Origin of the sequence: Sphingomonas sp. LH128, assembly GCF_000293195.2 — a bacterium.
GTDB classification, from domain to species: domain Bacteria; phylum Pseudomonadota; class Alphaproteobacteria; order Sphingomonadales; family Sphingomonadaceae; genus Novosphingobium; species Novosphingobium resinovorum_A.
Window position 1 is genome coordinate 1 of sequence record NZ_ALVC01000216.1, and the last position, 17,467, is coordinate 17,467.

The following is a 17,467-nucleotide window of genomic DNA, read 5'->3' on the forward strand; positions in this document are numbered from 1 at the left end:
CGCGATCGAGGCCGTGCTCAGCTATATCGACTGGTTGCTGACCTTGCCCGCCGTCGCCAGCTTCCTTGCAATGGTCGCCTGGCCTTCCCGCTCCGAAACGACAACGGCCGGCACGGATCGCTCCGTACCGGCCGCTTGAGCCGCGTTGTCCTGTCCGATCAGTCGCCGGTCAGGATACGATCCACCAGTTCCTTGACGGTCGGCGTAAAGCCGTTGGAATAGAACGGGTCCTGCTTGAACTTATAGGCCGCGTGGCCTGCGAACATCAGGTTCTCGTCGATCGGACCGCCATGGGCGATGTCCTGCAGGGTCTTCTGGATGCAGAAGCTGCGCGGGTCGGCAAGGCGGCCAGTGGTGTAGTCGTCGTGGTCCTTCCACGAAGAGAAACCGCAGTGCGACAGGCAGCCCATGCAGTCGGCCTGATCCTTGCGGATTTCGTCGCGCTCTGCCGGGTTCACGAAGATGATCGTGTCGTCCGGCGTACGCAGGCCATCGGTGAAGCCCTGCGCCGACCAGGTCCGCGCGCGCTCCAGATCCTTGGGGGCGACCCAGAAGTTCTTGCCCTTCACACCGACGTCGAGACGTACGGTGTGCACGCCCGCCTCAACCTTCGAATAGGGGATCTGACGCTCCGAGCGCGCTTCCAGATTGCGCAGGAACGGGTTGCGCACGGCCGAGGAATAGAAGCCGGTGGGCGAGAAGCGGTGGAGCAGCACGTCGCCGGGCTCCAGCGTGCGCAGGTGATCCTTCCACGCCTGCGGGATCGGGCTCTCGTGCGTCAGCAGCGGACGGGTCCCGTACTGGAAGGCAATCGAGCCGAGTTCCGGGTTGTCGATCCATTCGTTCCAGTCACGCAGGAACCAGACGCCGCCCGCCATCACGATCGGCACGCTGTCGGGAACCCCTTCCGCGCGCATGGTGTCGCGCAGGGCCTTGACGCGGGGATACGGATCCTCGGGCTTGAGCGGGTCTTCGGCGTTGGACAGGCCGTTGTGACCGCCCGCCAGCCACGGATCCTCGTAGACCACCGCGCCCATCAGGTCGGCGACCTTGTGATAGGCACGCTTCCACAGCGCGCGAAACGCACGCGCGGAGCTGACGATCGGCAGGTAGTTGACGTTGAAGCGCGCCGCGATCTCGGACAGCTTGTAAGGCATGCCCGCACCGCAGGTGACGCCCGTGACCATGCCCCGGGTCTTTTCCAGAACGCCTTCGAGAATCTGCTGCGCGCCGCCCATTTCCCACAGGACGTTGATGTTGATCGCGCCCTTGCCGCCCGAGATGTCGAAAGCCCGCCGGACCTGCTCGACCGCGCCGTCGATGGCGTAGTCGATCAGTTCCTGGTGGCGCTCCTTGCGGGTCAGTGCGTTGTAGATCTGCGGGATGATCTTGCCTTCGGCGTCGTAGCTGTCGGCATTCACCGCGCTGACCGTGCCGATACCGCCCGCAGCCGCCCACGCGCCCGAACTCATGTGGTTCGTCGCGGCGACGCCCTTGCCGCCTTCGACCAGCGGCCAGACTTCACGGCCACCATAGATGATCGGCTTGAGACCCTTGAAACTCATTTTCTCTCGTCTTTCCCCAGGCTTTCGCGGCTCAGCCCTGCGATCCATTGGTTTTCGGCGGCGCTACCCCCGAAATTCGGCACGGCTTGATATCTGCCGGCGCAGGCCTTGCCCCTGCGGCTTCAAACTGCGCATAATAGCCCTGTAATTCGGGCTTGCGAACAAATTCCGTCAACCGATAGCCCACCGACGCAAATTCGCAGAAAAGCAGCGAAGGCGGCAGGCCATGCCCACCGGCGGGGCGATCGACATCCACGACCACCAGCTTACCGCCGGGACGCAGCGCCGGGCGCAGCCTCCAGAGGAAACCGTAAGGGTCGCCGACCTCGTGGTACATATGGACCAGGAAGATGCGGTCGAAACTCTTCTCGGGCAGGCTGGGATCGCTCGGGCGGCCCAACTTGATCGAGACGTTCTCCAGTTCCTCGCGCATGACGCGCGTGGCGAGGCGTTCGTTGGCACCGCGATCGATATCCTCGCCCAGCACCCGGCCCTTCTTGCCGACGCGGTGCGAGAGGCGGACGGTGTAGTACCCCTCGCCCGCGCCGAGATCGGCCACGCTCATGCCGGGCGCCACGCCTGCAAGGTCCATTACCGTGTTGGCCTCGCCCGCGCTGTCGCGCTGGGCTTCGGTGGAGAACGTGCTGGAGGTGCTTTGCGCAACGGGGCGATCGGGCTTGGGGAACTTCGGCGCACCCTTTTCCCGGCCGTCATCGACGGCGGGCTGCTGGCAGGCGGCCAGGCTCAACAGAGCAGGCACCAGCACGGCCGGAAAGAGGGTATGCGCGCGAAACATGCGGCCCCTTAGCGCCTGTGCGCCCGATTGGCAAAACGGTTGAAAGAGATCCGTCGCATTCATGCCCTCTCGCCCCGGCCACTGTCCCGGGACGAGACGGCCGCCACGTTTCAGTCGGCGTCTTCGACTTCGACCTTCTCGCCGGTCACGCGCTGCGACAGGGCCGCGGCCATGAACGGATCGAGAGCGCCGTCGAGCACGTCGTCGGGCGCGGTCGAGACCACACCCGTGCGCAAGTCCTTCACCTGCTGGTACGGCTGCAGCACGTAGGAGCGGATCTGATGCCCCCAGCCGATGTCGCTCTTGCTGGCGTGTTCGGCGCTCGCGGCTTCCTCGCGGCGGCGCATCTCGGCCTCGAACATGCGCGCTTTCAGCATGCCCATGGCGATTTCGCGGTTCTTGTGCTGCGAACGGTCGATCTGGCTGGCGACGATGATCCCCGAGGGCTGGTGCGTGATGCGCACGGCCGAATCGGTGGTGTTGACGTGCTGACCGCCCGCGCCCGAAGCGCGATAGGTGTCGATTTTCAGGTCGGACGGGTTGATCTCGATCTCGAAGGTATCGTCGATCACCGGATAGACCCACACCGACGAGAAGCTGGTGTGGCGCCGGGCCGCGCTGTCATAAGGGCTGATGCGGACCAAGCGGTGGACGCCGCTTTCGGTCTTGGCATAGCCATAGGCGTTTTCGCCCTTGATGAGCAGGGTGCAGCTCTTGATGCCCGCCGCTTCGCCCGCGTGATAGTCGACCAGCTCGACCTTGTAGCCGTGGCGCTCCGCCCAGCGCGTGTACATGCGCTGAAGGATTTCCGCCCAGTCCTGGCTCTCGGTTCCGCCGGCCCCGGCGTGGACTTCGAGATAGGTGTCGTTGCCGTCCGCCTCACCCGAGAGCAGCGCGGTGACCTTGTCCTGATCGGCGCGCTCGGCCAGCGCGGCGAGCGCCGACAGGCCCTCGGCGATGGTTTCCTCATCGCCTTCCATCTCGCCCAGTTCGACGAACTCGACGGCATCGGCCATCTCGGCGCTGATCGAGTTCACCGCGCCGATCGCGCCTTCAAGGCGGCGGCGTTCCTTCATGACCGCCTCGGCCTCCTTGGGCTTTTCCCAAAGGGTCGGGTCCTCGACGCGCGCGTTCAGCTCGTCGAACCGGCGCAGCGCGCGGTCCCAGTCGAGGAACTTGCGGACCAGTGCGAGGGCCTTCTCGATACGGACAATGTGGGCCTGCCCCTCGGCACGCATGGCGAAAATCTCCGATGAGCCGGGATCACGACCGGCCTGAAACAAACGAGCCGCACCGCTTAGCGCAGTACGGCTGTTTGTAAAGTGGCGCTCAGGCGGTTCGGCGCAAGGGGCCGGGTTCAACCGGGGCGCTTGGCCTTCATCGCCTTGACCGCCGCCAGCGTCATCGTGACGTGTTCGCGGTAGTCCATGTCGGAGTGGACGAAGGCGACGTGGCCACTCTGGTCGATGACGTAGCTGACGCGCTGGGTCATGCCTGCCGGGACGCCCGGCCGGGTGAGTGCGACGTCGTAATCCTTGGTCACCTTGGGGCTGGCAGTGGCGACCGCGAACTTGTCGCGGCATTCCTCGGTCGAGAATTTCTTGAGCGTCGGCAGGTCGTCCGCCGACATGCCCACCACCGTTGCGCCAAGCTGTGCGAACTCGGGCGTGGCTTCGGCGAAGGCGTGGGCCTCCAGAGTACAACCCTGCGTGAATGCCTTGGGATAGAAGTAGAGCACGACCGGCCCCTTCTTCAACGCCTTGGCGAGATCGAAGTCGACCTCCTTGCCCGCCTTGGCGCCCTTGGCCGCGAACTGCGGGGCCTTCGCGCCGACCGCGAGACTGGCATGCGCGGTGCCCGAAACGGCGAGGAGCCCGAAGGCGGCGACAGCGGTAAGAAGGCGGTTCATGGCGCGGATAGTGACCCGACGATCCGCGCCTGTCCAGCCGGTTACTCGATCCAGCCGAGAACGGTGCCGACTTCGTAAGTCTCGCCCGTCTGCGTAACGATCTTGAGCGTGCCGGTGGCGGGGGATTCGACCTCGTTGGTGGACTTGTCCGCCTCCAGCGAGAACAGCGGCTGGCCTTCGGTCACTTGCGCCCCATCGGCGGCGAGCCATTCGGCGACCTGGCCCTCCTGCATGGAGAAACCGATCTTCGGGAGCAGGATTTCGACGGCCATGGTGGTTATGATCCCCTTCACGCGCCCGGCATGGCGGGCTGTTCGATCGATGGGTAGCGCACTCGCGGCGGCAGGCAAGCGAGGGGCGGACATATCCGTCTCGGCGATGTTGCGGGTGATCGGAGAGGGCTTCGATAGGCTCAGCCTGAGCGGGGTCGGAGGTTGGAAGAACCTTGCGATGGGGCAGGAAATCCACTCCACCCCGCTCACCCTGAGCTTGTCGAAGGGTGCCTGCGCTACCCCCGCCCGTCCTCGTGTGCCATCCAGTGCACGAAGCGGTGAAGCGGATACATCGCGTCGTGCGGATTGCCGATGGTCGAAGGCCCCGCCTCTCCCAGATGCCCGATGCGCTGCGCGCCCCCGGCGGCGAGGCGGTCGCGGTAGGCGGCCATGCGGTCGAACGGGTAGAAGCCGACCGTCTGCGTCGCCACGTTGATCCACTTCACCGCATCGTCGAGGCTACCCACGCGCACGACGTTGGCGGTCTTGTTGATCGGGTGGAAGTCCACCGGCTCATCCGAGCGGATCACCAGGCCCCGCCCGTCGGTGCGGCCCCAGACGCCGTACTCGTCATCCATCAGCGTCATCGATTCGACCGCTTCGCGCATGTCCATGTCGAGCGGGCGCACGTCGCCGCTTTCCGCCGCACGGCGAGCCACGTGATGGTGCAGGCGCGCGCAGAAACGGTCCACCGCCGCCTCGTCCCCCTCGACGAACTGGAAGCGGCTGGCGACGCAGGCCTCCTGGTTGAGTGTCATCACGTCCGCCGAGCACAAGTCCGCGACGCGGTCGATGGTTGCCTCGTCCACCAGCGCCTCGCGCCCGACCATCGAGATCGAGGTCTTGGGATCGAAGGACACCAGCTGGAAGCCGGGGCCGAGGTACTTGATGACGTTGTTGATTGCGTCCCCGCCGCCCCAGGCGACGATCTTGTCGAAGTACTGCGGGCGGTAGAGCACCCGCTCGGTCGCATCGTCGCCGCCGCGCCAGTAGACCGCCGACATCGAGCGCACGATCGGATGGGTGGGATCGAGGCCGGCCATCGTGCGCAGGATCGCGACCATGGTGAAGGGATCGGCGCTGCTCATCTTGAACAGGTTGATGCCCTTCACCATCGCCCCCTGCGCCACCGACTTCACCGCGACGCCGGGAGAATTGCCCGGCAGCACATGGATCAGGCGCGGTGCGAAGGCGCGCACGAAGCTCTTGCGGCCGGTGAAGTCCTGCTTGGGCACCCATTCGTCGAGCGCGCGCGGATCGGGGAAGTTCTGCTCGACTTCGGCCATCAGCACCCGCTTGTCGAGATAGGCGGCAGCGTGGCGCGCGGTATTCTCGACGACGGCGCGAGGCAGGATATGCGTGCGGCACATGCGCTCGATGCATTCCTGCATGTGCGGGTTGTCGTGCGCGAGCAGGCGCTGGCCGGTCTCGACGAGGAAGTCGATGATCTCGGCCAGCGGTACGTTGAGGAGCGGCGGCACTTCGGTGCGCGGCGGCACCGCGCGATCGAACGGAATGCGCGGCGTGGCGAACGTGACGCCGAGGTCGCGCGACGTCTGGATCACGTCGGTCCCGTGCAGCACTTCGCCGCGCAGGAAGAACGGGGCGGAGACGAGGTCTTCGCTGACCTCAGGCTGTGCGATCTCGTTCATGCCACACCTCGCACATAAGCGTCGACCGTGCCTGCGCAGCCGATCTTGTCGTCGCCTTCCAGATCCGCATAACGGGCGATGTCGTCGCGGATCGACGGGCCGTGGTTCCCGCAGGCGCAAGGGGAATGGTCCAGCGAAATCCTGTCGCCGGTGATGACGCCGCCCCAGCGTCCGTCGAGCGAGAGGTCGAAGAACGCCGCGCGCCCTTCCTGTTCGCCGCCCGCATGGGGAAGCGCCTCGTCACCCGACTTGTCGAGCAGCACCGGCACGATCCACGGCGGCACGTGATAGCGCCCGCCCTCTCGGCACTTCGGCATGCCGGAGTTCAGTTCCTGCATCGAATAGTTCTGGAAATGCCGGTCGGCCGGGATGTTGAACGTCTCGAACACATAGTCCTGATAGTCCGCCGGAAGCTGCGCGCGCTTGAGCCCCCCGCCGACGTAGATCGAGTTGTCCGGATTGAAGTCCTCACGCCCGTAGCCCGCGTCGCGCACGGCCTTGGCGACCTGCCACAGCCCGTTCCACAGCCCCGAAAGCTGGAGCTTGCGGTGGCGGTTCTCGATGATGAACTGCGCCGTCGCGGGCACCGCATCGGCGACCAGCCGCGCGCGCTCGGCCGATGTTTCCTCGAAGGCGGCGATCTCGTCCGGACGGGCGGTGCCCTCGGCGATCTTCTTGCGCATGACCACCATCGCCGTCAGCGAACCGACCGTGATCGGCGGCACCGGATAGGCCCAGCGCGGCCACTCGGGATTGGCGAAAGCCTCGTACTGCGCCTGCGCGATCGCCGCGTTCTTGGGCACCGTCGCCACGGGCGCGCAGCCGACGATCAGCCGGTCCTGCGCCGGCACGACGCCCGAACCCCAGGCGAAGACGTTGACCGTGTCGATCCGTGACCAGTCCATGTCCTTCTGCGAGGCGATCAGCATCGCCGACTTGCCGGTGGTGCCGCTGGAGCAGGAGATGAAGTGCCCCTGCTCCGCCAGCCGCGCGATCCAGTCGTCGATCCCGGCGATCCCGTCCGTCGCGATGCCCTCGAGCGGATGGGCCGAGACCGTGCCGAGCCACTTGGTCAGCCGATCCCAGCGCTCGTCCATCAGGTAGCTTTCCGGATAGGACTTGTAGGCGGTGTGCGGAAACAGCACCGGCACCACGTCCTCGATCCGCGCGATGCTGTCGATCCCGGCGTCGCGGGCGCGCAGGCCGAGCAGCCTGATCCGATCGCGGCGCTCCTGAAACCGCTCGTCCAGCGCGGCGACCTGGGTTTCGCGCAAGTCGCCCGCGGAGAACGCGAAGCGCTCCGGGTCAGCGACCAGCGCAGTGAGTTTGTCCGCAGCAATGCCCATGCTTCCCTTACTCCTCTCCCTTGCCGCCGCGACGGACTGGACAGTCCATCGCGACTCGATTAATAACACCTTATGCGTTTCATTATTCACGAGCCTCTTGGCGACGCAAGCCAAATCGGGTCCATGGGGATCATGCTCGAAGACACGCACCCTGCGCTCCCCAAGGCGGGCCGGCCCACGCGCGAACAGGCGCAGGCCCGGCAGGTCGCCCTGCTCGACACCGCGCTCGAACACTTTCTCGACAAAGGATACGAAAGCGCCACGATCGAGGGGATCGCCGCCGACGTGAACATGACCAAGCGGACGGTCTATGCGAAGTACCCGGACAAGGCCGCGCTGTTCCGCGCCGCCGTCCGCCACGGCACCGAGGCCCGCGCGGTCGGTGCCGAGGTCATCGCCGCCACGCGCAGGGACACGCTGGAGGATACGCTCATTGCCATCGCGATGCTGCGGATCGGACTGGTGGGAGAACCTGCGGGTGCGAAGCTGCAACGGCTCATCAATACCGAGAGCTACCGCTTCCCGGACATCTTCCAGACCTATTACGACATCGCCGCGCTGCCGACCGTGCGGTTCCTCGCGCAGATCCTCGAGGAAGAGACCGAGGCAGGCCGCCTCGCCATCGGCGACGCGATGCTTGCGGCCAACGTGTTCATGAGCATGGTCGTCAGTGGCCCGGTGCGCTTCATTCTGTCGGGCAATATGCTGACCGCACAGGACGTCGATCGGCGGGTGCGCTTCGCGATCGACTTGTTCCTCAAGGGGGCCGAGCCACGATAGACAAGACACCGCGACCCGCAAAGGCCGGGCGCGCGAGGGAGAATGCCGAAATGTTCGATAATTCCGCGAAGCCGCACCCCGTCGTCGTGATCACCGGCGCCAGTTCCGGCATCGGCAAGGCCAGTGCGGCCGAGTTCGCCCGCATGGGCTGGCACGTCATCGCCACCGGACGCGATCCAGCCCGCTGCGATGCCGCCGAAGCGGAACTGCGCGCCTTCGGCAAAGTCGATTTCCTGCGCGGCGACTTCGCCGAAATGGCCGACGTGCGCCGCGTCGCACGCGAGGTCGCGGCCCTGACCGACAAAGTCCACGTCCTCGTCAACAATGCAGGCGGCATCCGCGACGGGCTCTACGTGTCCTCCGAGGGGCTGGAGGCGACTTTCGCAGCCAACCACCTCGCCCCTTTCCTGCTGACCCGCGAACTGCTCCCCCTGCTGGAGCACGCGGCGCAGGACAGCCCTCCCGGCACGGTGCGGGTGATCGGCGTGTCATCGCTCGCGCATGAGCAGGCGAAAGCGATGCGCTGGGACGACCTGATGATGCTGGACGACTTCGCCACCGGTCCCGCCTATTGCCAGGCCAAGCTCGCCAACCTGCTGTTCACCCGCGAACTGGCCAGCCGCCTCGCCGACAAGGGCATCACCGCGCAGGCCATGCATCCGGGCAAGGTCGGCTCGAATTTCTGGAGCCACGGCGAAGCCTCGCTGCAGGCTTATGGCAAGGGACAGGATCTCGTCTCGCCCGAGCAGTCGGCGCGCACGATCGTCTGGCTCGCCACCGCGCCCGAGGCGGGCGTGAACGGCGGGCGCTATTTCCACGACCTTGCCGAGATCGCCGCCGCCCCGCAGGCGCTCGACGACGCGGCGGCCGCGCGGTTGTGGCAGGAGAGCGAGCGCATTCTCGCCGATCTCTGAGGAAGTGCCCCGTGCCCGATCCTTGATGGAGCAGGTCACGGGGCGACGTCTGCGACCCGAAACGGGCGACCGCTCAGGGCGCGGAGGAAGGGAGAGGACTCCGCGCCCCTGGCCGCGATGCGCGGGCGACCATTTGCGGCTGATAAAGGGTATATAGCAGGCAAACGATTGCAAATTGTTCTTTAGGCCTAGAGGAATTTGCGTAGCGGTTGGTCGATACCCTAAAAACCACGGCGCCCGCGCTTGACCCCGTGGCGCCGCGCGCCGCAAGGAGGCGGCGACATACTCGACACGGGAACCTGCCCTGATGACACCGATCGACCGCCCCCGCCGCAGCGCGCTCTACCTGCCCGCCTCGAATGCCAAGGCTCTCGCCAAGGCGCGCACCCTGCCCTGCGACGTGGTGATCCTCGACCTCGAGGACTCGGTCGCACCCGAAGCCAAGGAAGAGGCACGCGCTGCCGCCGTCGCCGCGATCGCGGAAGGCGGCTTCGGTCACCGCGAAGTCGCGATCCGCGTCAACGGCCTCGATACCGAATGGGGCGCGGCGGACCTTGCCGCCGTCGCCGGGTCGAAGGCCGACGCGGTGCTGATGCCCAAGGTCAACGGCCCGCAGGACATCGACCGGCTGCAGAATGCGCTGAGCGGCGCTCCCGAAACCCTGCAGCTCTGGGCGATGATAGAGACTTGCGCGAGCGTCTTCGCACTGGAGCCGATCGCGGCGAAGGCCCGTTCGACGCGGCTGTCGCTGTGGATCATGGGCCTCAACGATCTCGCCAAGGAGATGCGCGCGCAGTCCGTGCCCGAGCGCACGCCGTTCCTGCCGTTCCTGTCGATGGCGGTCGCGGCCGCGCGGGCGCACGGCGTCACCGTGCTCGATGGCGTCTGCAACGAGTTCCGCGATCTCGAGGTGTTCGAAGCGGAGGCGCGGCAGGGGCTGCTGTTCGGCTTCGACGGCAAGAGCCTGATCCATCCCGCGCAGATCGATCCCTGCAATACGGTGTTCTCACCGAGCGAGGCGGACCTCGGCTGGGCAGCGTCGGTGATCGCGGCGTTCGCGCTGCCGGAGAACCAGGGCAAGGGCGCGATCAAGGTCGATGGCAAGATGACCGAACTGCTGCATCTGGAGCAGGCCCGGCGGCTGGTCGCGGTGGCGGAGCAGATCGCAGCCTCGGTTTGAGGCCACGATCATTCTCATTGGGTCGTCATTCCCGCGCAGGCGGGAACCCATCTCCTGACGGCGCCTGTTGCAGCTCCATCAGATGGGTCCCCGCTTTCGCGGGGATGACGAAGAATGTTTAAGGCTGGCACGTCGAAAGAACCGAAGTGGAGACCGACTGCTACTCGCTCTTGGCCTCGGCTTTCCCGATCACCCCAGGCTCATTCGCGATCACCCTCAAAACCGCCGTCCAGGCATCGACGTTCTGCTGCAACGCCGCAGGATCGACCTTGTCGAGCGTATCGTCCGGCGTGTGGTGCAGATCGAAGTAGTGCATCCCGTCCTGCCCGAGATCGATCACCGCCAGATTCTGCGCCTTGATGATCGCGGCGACGTCGGCCCCGCCCTCGGTCTCGCCATCATGTGGGACGACGCCCATCGGCCAGAGCGCGGCCTTCACCTTGTCCACCATCGGCTTGTTGTCGGCGGCGGTGTTGAACTTCGCCGCCCAGACCTTGTCAGCGCCGAAGTCGCTCTCCATCGCGACGGCGTGGGGCTCCGACCCGTGCATGCGCGCATAGGCCGCACCGCCGCCGCCTCCGACGCCCATTTCCTCGTTGCCGGACCACAGCACGCGGATCGTGCGCAAAGCCTGCCCGCCCTGCTGCGCCGCGAGTGCCGCCGCCGTCACGATGGCGCAACCTGAGGCGTCGTCGATCGCGCCGGTGCCGAGGTCCCAACTGTCGAGGTGACAGGCGATAACGATGATCGGCAACGAGGGATCGCGCCCCGGCAGGTCGGCGATGACGTTGCCCGAAGGCGCATCGGGGAACGGCTTGCCCTCCAGCGTGAGGTCGATGGCCATCGGCTTGCCGCCCGCGGCAGTCCTCGCGGCGGTGCGGGCGATCAGGTCGGCATCGGGGTTCGACACCGCGCCCGCCGGGATCGGCGCCACGTCCTTGGCGAAGATGGTGACGCCGGTATGCGGGTTGCGGTGGCTGTCGGTGCCCGCCGAGCGGATCACCACGCCCGCCGCGCCCTTGCGCGAGGCGATCGTCGGCCCCTGACGGCGCACATTGCCATAAGGGCCATAGCCCGAACCATCCTGCGCCGCGCGCATCGCGTGGTCGATGAAGGCCACCTTGCCCTTGAGCGAACCGTCAGGCGCCGCCTCCAGTGCGGCGAGCGTCGGGAAGTAGACCAGCGGAGCCTTCAGCCCGCCCTTGGGCGTCGGCACCGAGAAACCGAGCGCGGTGATCGCCAGCGGCTGCGCGTAAGGCGCAGTCAGCTTCGCGCTTTCGGGACCGCGCTTCCAGGCGAGGGTCTTGAACTCCTCCACCCGCACGTTCTGGAAACCGAGCGCCTTGAGCTTGGCCGAACCCCAGTCGCGTGCGCGCGCCTCGGCCTCGGAGCCGGCCATGCGCGGGCCGATCTCGGTGGTCAGACCCTCGACGATGTCCCAGGCGACGCCTGAGCCCTGCTGGGGAGTTGCGAAAGCCGGGACGGCAGCGGACAGCGCGGCGGCAAGAAGCCCCGCGCGAAGGACTGGGAGGGTGCTCATGTGCGCAAGTGCTAACCGAGCGATCCGTCGCTGCCAAGCGTCGTCCCGGCTGCCAATTGCGGCGGCCCCCTGATGATCTCCCCGCAGTCTCGTCATTGCGAGCGCAGCGAAGCAATCCAGTGCAGTATTATGCCGCCCTGGGTTGCTTCGCTGCGCTCGCAATGACGAAGATTTTGGGGATCAAGGCGTGTGGATAAGCAGCGTCCCGTCTTGCCGCCGCCGGTATGAGCGAACACAACCGCGCCATGCTCGCCGCCCTCACCCGTCTTCAGGCCCTCGCCGTGATCGCCCTTTTCGTGGTGCTCGCGCTGGCTACGCTGACTATCGGCGCAGCTAGTACCGGAGAGGCGATCAGCGGCGACGGGCGCTATTCCGACGTGCAGCTTTATCACGACATCGGCAACGCAGTGGCCGGGGGCGAGGGCTACTACCATGCCGCCACCCGCCTCCAGCGCGCGCACGGCTTTCCGACCAGCCCCTTCGTGACGGTGCGCCTGCCGACGCTGGCGTGGATCGAGGCAGCGCTGGGCTGGCGCACGGTGCATGTCCTCCTCTGCGTGCTGCTTGCCGTCACCGCCGCCGCATGGTTCGCGATGCTGCGGCCGCTGGTGAGTGGACGCGAGCGGATGCTGGCCATGCTGCTCGTTCTGGTCGGCGGCGCGATGGTCGCCAGCCCCGGACTTTCGGTGTCGCATGAATTATGGGTGGGCGTGCTCGTGGCGCTGGCCATGGCACTGCGGGTCAAGGGCCTGACGGCTCCCGCCTTCCCGACCGCCGCCTTCCTTGCCGCCGCATCGGCGCTGGCGATCCGCGAACTGGCGCTGCCCTTCGTGCTGCTCGCGGCATTCTGGGCTTGGCGGAGCGGCCGATACCGGGAACTGGCCGCGTGGGCTGCGCTGATTGCAGGCTATGCCTTGGTCTTGCTTCTGCACCGGCAGGCGGTCGTGCCGCTCTCGCTTCCCGGCGATGCGCTGTCACAAGGCTGGGACGGGCTGCGCGGGCCCGGCGCGGTGCTGCAGGACATCGCCGACGTGACGTTGCTGCACCTGATCCCGGCTCCGTTCAGCTATCTCGCCGTGCTGCTCTGCTTGCTCGGGTTTTTGGGAGCGCCGCCGCCGCTGGCCCGCTTCGCGCTGCCGTGGCTCGCGACGATCGCACTGCTGCTGGCGGTCTTCGCAAGGCCGGTGAACTTCTACTGGGCGATCCTGAGCGTGCCGACCGTCATGGCCGGACTGGCCTTCCTGCCGCGGACGCTGCGTGACTTGATCAGAGCGGCATCGTCATCCCGGACGTGATCCGGGACCGCTGGCCCTGACCAGCCCACGTTGCTTCGCGCGCCTTGAACGATGGTTCATGCCTGAAGACCGCCACCGGTCCCGGAGCAAGTCCGGGACGACGCGTGTACTTTGCCTCACCCTTGGCAATGTGCCCTCACCCCTGTAGTAGCGGCCCCAACTGTTTTCCAGACTTCGAATTCCATCCAGAGGAACCGCATGGCCGCCCAATACGCCTATGTCATGAAGGGCATGACCAAGACCTTCCCCGGTGCCCAGAAGCCGGTGCTCAGCGACATCTCGCTGCAGTTCTACCAGGGCGCCAAGATCGGCATCGTCGGCCCGAACGGCGCCGGTAAGTCCACCCTGATCAAGATCATGGCCGGCATCGACACCGATTTCACCGGCGAAGCCTGGCCCGGTGAGAACATCACCGTCGGCTATCTCGAGCAGGAGCCGGAACTCGATCCGACCAAGACCGTCCTCGAAAACGTCAAGGACGGCGCGCGCGAGACCGCCGATCTGGTCGACCGCTTCAACGAGATCTCCAACATCATGGGCGATCCGCCGGAGGACGTCGATTTCGACGCGCTCATGGAGGAAATGGGCGACCTGCAGGGCAAGATCGACGCGGTCGACGGCTGGACGCTCGACAACCAGCTCGAAATCGCGATGGAGGCCCTCCGCTGCCCGCCGAGCGACTGGCCGGTGAACAGCCTGTCGGGCGGTGAAAAGCGCCGCGTCGCGCTGACCCGCCTGCTGATCCAGAAGCCCTCGATCCTGCTGCTCGACGAACCGACCAACCACCTCGACGCCGAATCCGTCGAATGGCTGGAAAACCACCTGAAGGAATACGCGGGCGCGGTCTTGATGATCACCCACGATCGCTACTTCCTCGACAACGTTGTGAACTGGATCCTCGAACTCGATCGCGGCAAGTACTTCCCCTATGAGGGCAACTACTCGACCTACCTCGAGAAGAAGTCCAAGCGCATGGAGCAGGAGGACCGCGAGGAATCCGGCCGCGCCAAGGCGCTCAAGGAAGAACTCGAGTGGATCCGGCAGACCCCGGCTGCGCGCCAGACCAAGTCCAAAGCGCGTATCCGCAAGTTCGAGCAGTTGCAGGAAGCGCAGTCGGGCCGCCGTCCCGGCAAGGCCCAGATCGTCATCCAGGTGCCCGAGCGCCTCGGCGGCAAGGTCATCGAGGTCAACAACATCTCGAAGGCCTACGGCGACAAGCTATTGTTCGAGAACCTGTCGTTCATCCTGCCGCCGGGCGGCATCGTCGGCGTCATCGGCCCGAACGGCGCGGGCAAGTCCACGCTGTTCAAGCTGATCACCGGCAAGGAAACGCCGGACGAAGGCACCATCGAGATGGGCTCGACCGTCCACCTCGGCTTCGTCGACCAGAGCCGCGACCACCTCGACCCCAAGAAGAACGTCTGGGAGGAAATCTCCGACGGGCTCGACTACATGAAGGTCAACGGTCACGACACCTCGACCCGCGCCTACGTGGGTGCGTTCAACTTCAAGGGCGCCGACCAGCAGAAGAACGTCGGCAAGCTGTCGGGTGGTGAGCGCAACCGCGTCCACATGGCCAAGATGCTCAAGGAGGGTGGCAACGTCCTCCTGCTCGACGAACCGACCAACGACCTCGACGTGGAAACGCTGGGCGCGCTGGAAGAGGCGATCGAGAACTTCGCGGGCTGCGCCGTGGTCATCAGCCACGACCGCTTCTTCCTCGACCGTCTCGCCACCCACATCCTCGCGTTCGAGGGCAACAGCCACGTCGAGTGGTTCGAGGGCAACTTCGCCGCCTACGAAGAGGACAAGCGCCGCCGTCTGGGCGACGCCGCCGACCGTCCGACCGCGCTGGCCTACAAGAAGCTGACGCGCTGATTTGCGCTGTTTCGAAAGCCGCCATCCGGCGGCTTTCGGTACGGCACCAGCCCAGACAAAGCCGCTGCTCGGGAAACCGGGCGGCGGCTTTTTTGTCGCTGCAACATTACGAAACTTAACGGTGAGCAACGCCGCCATTCACCATTGCGACAGCGCTGATCCGGTACACCCCGTTCAACGATGAGCCGCGCTTCGCCGTCCGGCACTTCGGTTTGGAGACCGGAACAATGGCAACGATAAACAGAAAAGCAGGTGTACTGATCGCCGCCGCCACCATGGCGCTCGCGATCACAGGCATGTCGAGCCCGAGCTTTGCCCAGGACCAGGGCCGTGATCGCGGCAACAACGCCCGTGCAGAGCGTCCCCAGTCCCGGCCGCAGCCCCAGCAGCAGCAGCGCCTGAACGGGCGCAGCGAGATCGGGCCGCAGCTTCGCCAGATGCGCGAGCAGCAGCGCCAGCCTCAGGCTCAGCCTCAGACACGCCCCGCTCCGCAGCAGCAAGTGCGCGGCGATGATCGCCCCAACTGGCAAGGCTCGCGCCCCGCGCAGGGCCAGCAGCAGGGACGTCCGGGCTGGCAGGGCAACGACCAGCGCCCTGGCGGCGATCGCGGCGCCGGACAGGCGATCCGCCGCGACGATAATCAGAACCGGGATCGCGGCAACGGATGGCAGGCCGGCAACGACCGCCGAGGCGACGACAACCGCGACCGCAACAATGCATGGCGCGCGGACAACAACCGCCGAGACGACAACAACGGCTGGCGAGGCAACGACCGTCGCGGCGACAACAACAACGGCTGGCGCGGTAATGATCGTCGCGGAGACAACAATAACGGCTGGCGCGGCAACGCCCGGGGCGATCGCTATCAGGCGTGGAACCGCAACGACTGGCGCCGTGACAACCGCTACGACTGGCAGCGCTATCGCGATCGCAATCGCAACACATACCGCATGGGCCGGTATTATGCGCCCTACGACGGCTATTCCTATCGCCGCGTGAGCATCGGCTTCTCGCTCGGCTCGATGTTCTACGGCAACCGGTACTGGATCAACGATCCTTACGCCTATCGCCTGCCGCCGGTCTATGGCCCCTATCGCTGGGTCCGCTACTACGACGACGTTATGCTGGTGGACATCTATAGCGGCGAAGTGGTGGACGTGATCTACGACTTCTTCTGGTAAGCCGCAAAAACGTGAATCATGGCAAGCTCCCGGATGTAAAACTCCGGGAGTTTTCTTATGTCCTACGACGATCCGGCAGACTGATACTTCACACGGGCGATTGAACTCCCGGCGAATGCGGATAGTCTGCCTGTCATGACAACGCCCGCCCATCCCGACTGCAAGGCTCTTGCCCGTATCGGCGCGGCAGTGCGGGAACGGCTGGCAGCTGAGCCCGGCATCCGTCGTTTCCCGGAAGAACGCGCGGAAATCTACGCCATCGACGGCTTTCTCGCGGCGCCGACTTGCGCGCGCCTGATGACGCTGATCGACGGTGTCGCCTGCCCGTCCAGCTTGGTCGATGGAACGTCCTGGCCGGATTACCGCACCAGCTATTCGGGCGACATCGACGAAGCCGACGAATGCGTCCGCATTCTCGAAGCGCGCCTCTCGGCGGTAACCGGCATATCGCCCATGTGCGGAGAAGCGGCGCAGGGCCAGCGCTACCTTTGCGGGCAATACTTCAACGAACATTGCGACTGGTTCGATACGGCCGCCGGTTACTGGCGCGACGAACGGCGCTGCGGCGGACAGCGCAGCTGGACCGCCATGGTCTATCTCAACACGGTAGACGAAGGCGGCATGACCGATTTCACCCGCGTCGCGCTCAGCATTCCGCCTTGCGCCGGTACGCTGCTCTTGTGGAACAATGCCCTGCCCGACGGTTCGCCAAATCCATGGACCATGCATGCGGCACGGCCGGTGGTGCGCGGCGTCAAATACGTCGTCACCAAATGGTTCCGCACACGGGCATGGCAATGATGTCTTGACATTTATCGCCAAATAGGTTATATGCCCCAGCATCCGATCCGGCGATGATCACGCTGGAGAGGTGTATCGGGTCGGCGTCGTGGGCCGGGATGCGGTTTCAAGCCGCAGCTGTGCAAACCACGCGCCCATCGAAGACCCGGACTGTCTCTGCGCTACCGGAAACGCCGTCCATACGTTCCTGCGACACACGGCAGGACTTGGGACGGCCATCCCGGATAGCCTTCGGCCGATAACGATGCGAACCCTAACGACGGCCACATGGGACTTTCCGATGGAATACAGGTCGAGCCGGGCTGCACCGTGAGTTACCCGGCCGCTCGCCAGAGCTTCACGGAAAACAAAACCCCGC

The 17,467-nt window shown here is 65.8% G+C and carries 15 protein-coding genes; 7 read left to right on the forward strand and 8 right to left on the reverse strand.

Annotated elements, in window-relative coordinates:
- Nucleotides 1-158 precede the first annotated feature (158 nt).
- The 7 genes from LH128_RS17375 to LH128_RS17405 form a co-directional block, all read right to left on the reverse strand.
- Complete coding sequence (locus tag LH128_RS17375) at nucleotides 159-1,565, reverse strand: NAD(P)H-dependent flavin oxidoreductase (RefSeq protein WP_008830975.1); 1,407 nt, start codon at nucleotides 1,563-1,565, stop codon at nucleotides 159-161.
- 31 nt (nucleotides 1,566-1,596) lie between these two features.
- Entirely contained in the window at nucleotides 1,597-2,361 is a 765-nt protein-coding gene (locus LH128_RS17380; protein ID WP_008830976.1) for a class I SAM-dependent methyltransferase, read from the reverse strand.
- A gap of 110 nt (nucleotides 2,362-2,471) precedes the next feature.
- Nucleotides 2,472-3,599, reverse strand: a complete 1,128-nt coding sequence (prfB, locus tag LH128_RS17385) for a peptide chain release factor 2 (RefSeq protein ID WP_037519989.1) — start codon at nucleotides 3,597-3,599, stop codon at nucleotides 2,472-2,474.
- 119 nt (nucleotides 3,600-3,718) lie between these two features.
- Complete coding sequence (locus LH128_RS17390; protein WP_008830978.1) at nucleotides 3,719-4,270, reverse strand: peroxiredoxin; 552 nt, start codon at nucleotides 4,268-4,270, stop codon at nucleotides 3,719-3,721.
- A gap of 41 nt (nucleotides 4,271-4,311) precedes the next feature.
- On the reverse strand, nucleotides 4,312-4,542 hold the full coding sequence (locus tag LH128_RS17395) for a biotin/lipoyl-containing protein (RefSeq protein ID WP_008830979.1): 231 nt from the start codon (nucleotides 4,540-4,542) through the stop codon (nucleotides 4,312-4,314).
- Nucleotides 4,543-4,778: 236 nt separating this feature from the next.
- A complete protein-coding gene (locus LH128_RS17400) occupies nucleotides 4,779-6,194 on the reverse strand; it encodes an acyl-CoA reductase (protein WP_008830980.1) in 1,416 nt (471 codons plus the stop codon).
- Nucleotides 6,191-7,540, reverse strand: a complete 1,350-nt coding sequence (locus LH128_RS17405) for a hypothetical protein (protein ID WP_008830981.1) — start codon at nucleotides 7,538-7,540, stop codon at nucleotides 6,191-6,193. The genes LH128_RS17400 and LH128_RS17405 overlap by 4 nt, the downstream gene beginning before the upstream one ends.
- Before the next feature lie 132 nt (nucleotides 7,541-7,672).
- Between LH128_RS17405 and LH128_RS17410 the strand changes: the two genes are divergently transcribed.
- The 3 genes from LH128_RS17410 (at nucleotide 7,673) to LH128_RS17420 (ending at nucleotide 10,414) form a co-directional block, all read left to right on the forward strand.
- A complete protein-coding gene (locus LH128_RS17410) occupies nucleotides 7,673-8,320 on the forward strand; it encodes a TetR/AcrR family transcriptional regulator (RefSeq protein ID WP_037519991.1) in 648 nt (215 codons plus the stop codon).
- A gap of 50 nt (nucleotides 8,321-8,370) precedes the next feature.
- Nucleotides 8,371-9,234, forward strand: a complete 864-nt coding sequence (locus LH128_RS17415) for an SDR family NAD(P)-dependent oxidoreductase (protein ID WP_008830983.1) — start codon at nucleotides 8,371-8,373, stop codon at nucleotides 9,232-9,234.
- A 307-nt stretch (nucleotides 9,235-9,541) separates the two neighbouring features.
- On the forward strand, nucleotides 9,542-10,414 hold the full coding sequence (locus tag LH128_RS17420) for an HpcH/HpaI aldolase/citrate lyase family protein (protein WP_008830984.1): 873 nt from the start codon (nucleotides 9,542-9,544) through the stop codon (nucleotides 10,412-10,414).
- Nucleotides 10,415-10,574: 160 nt separating this feature from the next.
- Here LH128_RS17420 and LH128_RS17425 read toward each other — a convergent pair whose 3' ends face one another.
- Nucleotides 10,575-11,954 carry a M28 family peptidase gene (locus LH128_RS17425; protein ID WP_008830985.1) on the reverse strand — a complete coding sequence of 460 codons (1,380 nt, stop codon included), beginning with the start codon at nucleotides 11,952-11,954 and terminating at the stop codon, nucleotides 10,575-10,577.
- A gap of 224 nt (nucleotides 11,955-12,178) precedes the next feature.
- On the opposite strand from LH128_RS17425, the gene LH128_RS17430 reads away from it, so the two are divergent.
- The 4 genes from LH128_RS17430 to LH128_RS17445 all read left to right on the forward strand — a co-directional run bounded on the left by LH128_RS17430 (nucleotide 12,179) and on the right by LH128_RS17445 (nucleotide 17,109).
- Complete coding sequence (locus LH128_RS17430; protein WP_008830986.1) at nucleotides 12,179-13,249, forward strand: hypothetical protein; 1,071 nt, start codon at nucleotides 12,179-12,181, stop codon at nucleotides 13,247-13,249.
- A gap of 198 nt (nucleotides 13,250-13,447) precedes the next feature.
- Entirely contained in the window at nucleotides 13,448-15,127 is a 1,680-nt protein-coding gene (ettA, locus tag LH128_RS17435) for an energy-dependent translational throttle protein EttA (RefSeq protein WP_008830987.1), read from the forward strand.
- A 227-nt stretch (nucleotides 15,128-15,354) separates the two neighbouring features.
- Nucleotides 15,355-16,308 (forward strand): RcnB family protein, encoded by a 954-nt coding sequence (locus LH128_RS17440; protein ID WP_086013077.1) that lies wholly within the window; start codon nucleotides 15,355-15,357, stop codon nucleotides 16,306-16,308.
- A gap of 135 nt (nucleotides 16,309-16,443) precedes the next feature.
- Nucleotides 16,444-17,109 (forward strand): 2OG-Fe(II) oxygenase, encoded by a 666-nt coding sequence (locus tag LH128_RS17445; RefSeq protein ID WP_008830989.1) that lies wholly within the window; start codon nucleotides 16,444-16,446, stop codon nucleotides 17,107-17,109.
- Nucleotides 17,110-17,467: the final 358 nt, after the last annotated feature.

Coding starts and splice junctions, on each gene's coding strand:
- LH128_RS17400 (WP_008830980.1), bottom strand. CDS start 6,194: ATGAACGAGATCGCACAGCCTGAGGTCAGCGAAGACCTCGTCTCCGCC.
- LH128_RS17430 (WP_008830986.1), top strand. CDS start 12,179: ATGAGCGAACACAACCGCGCCATGCTCGCCGCCCTCACCCGTCTTCAG.
- LH128_RS17445 (WP_008830989.1), top strand. CDS start 16,444: ATGACAACGCCCGCCCATCCCGACTGCAAGGCTCTTGCCCGTATCGGC.
- LH128_RS17395 (WP_008830979.1), bottom strand. CDS start 4,542: ATGGCCGTCGAAATCCTGCTCCCGAAGATCGGTTTCTCCATGCAGGAG.
- LH128_RS17410 (WP_037519991.1), top strand. CDS start 7,673: ATGCTCGAAGACACGCACCCTGCGCTCCCCAAGGCGGGCCGGCCCACG.
- LH128_RS17425 (WP_008830985.1), bottom strand. CDS start 11,954: ATGAGCACCCTCCCAGTCCTTCGCGCGGGGCTTCTTGCCGCCGCGCTG.
- LH128_RS17380 (WP_008830976.1), bottom strand. CDS start 2,361: ATGTTTCGCGCGCATACCCTCTTTCCGGCCGTGCTGGTGCCTGCTCTG.
- LH128_RS17375 (WP_008830975.1), bottom strand. CDS start 1,565: ATGAGTTTCAAGGGTCTCAAGCCGATCATCTATGGTGGCCGTGAAGTC.
- LH128_RS17420 (WP_008830984.1), top strand. CDS start 9,542: ATGACACCGATCGACCGCCCCCGCCGCAGCGCGCTCTACCTGCCCGCC.
- LH128_RS17390 (WP_008830978.1), bottom strand. CDS start 4,270: ATGAACCGCCTTCTTACCGCTGTCGCCGCCTTCGGGCTCCTCGCCGTT.
- prfB (WP_037519989.1), bottom strand. CDS start 3,599: ATGCGTGCCGAGGGGCAGGCCCACATTGTCCGTATCGAGAAGGCCCTC.
- LH128_RS17405 (WP_008830981.1), bottom strand. CDS start 7,540: ATGGGCATTGCTGCGGACAAACTCACTGCGCTGGTCGCTGACCCGGAG.
- ettA (WP_008830987.1), top strand. CDS start 13,448: ATGGCCGCCCAATACGCCTATGTCATGAAGGGCATGACCAAGACCTTC.
- LH128_RS17415 (WP_008830983.1), top strand. CDS start 8,371: ATGTTCGATAATTCCGCGAAGCCGCACCCCGTCGTCGTGATCACCGGC.
- LH128_RS17440 (WP_086013077.1), top strand. CDS start 15,355: ATGGCAACGATAAACAGAAAAGCAGGTGTACTGATCGCCGCCGCCACC.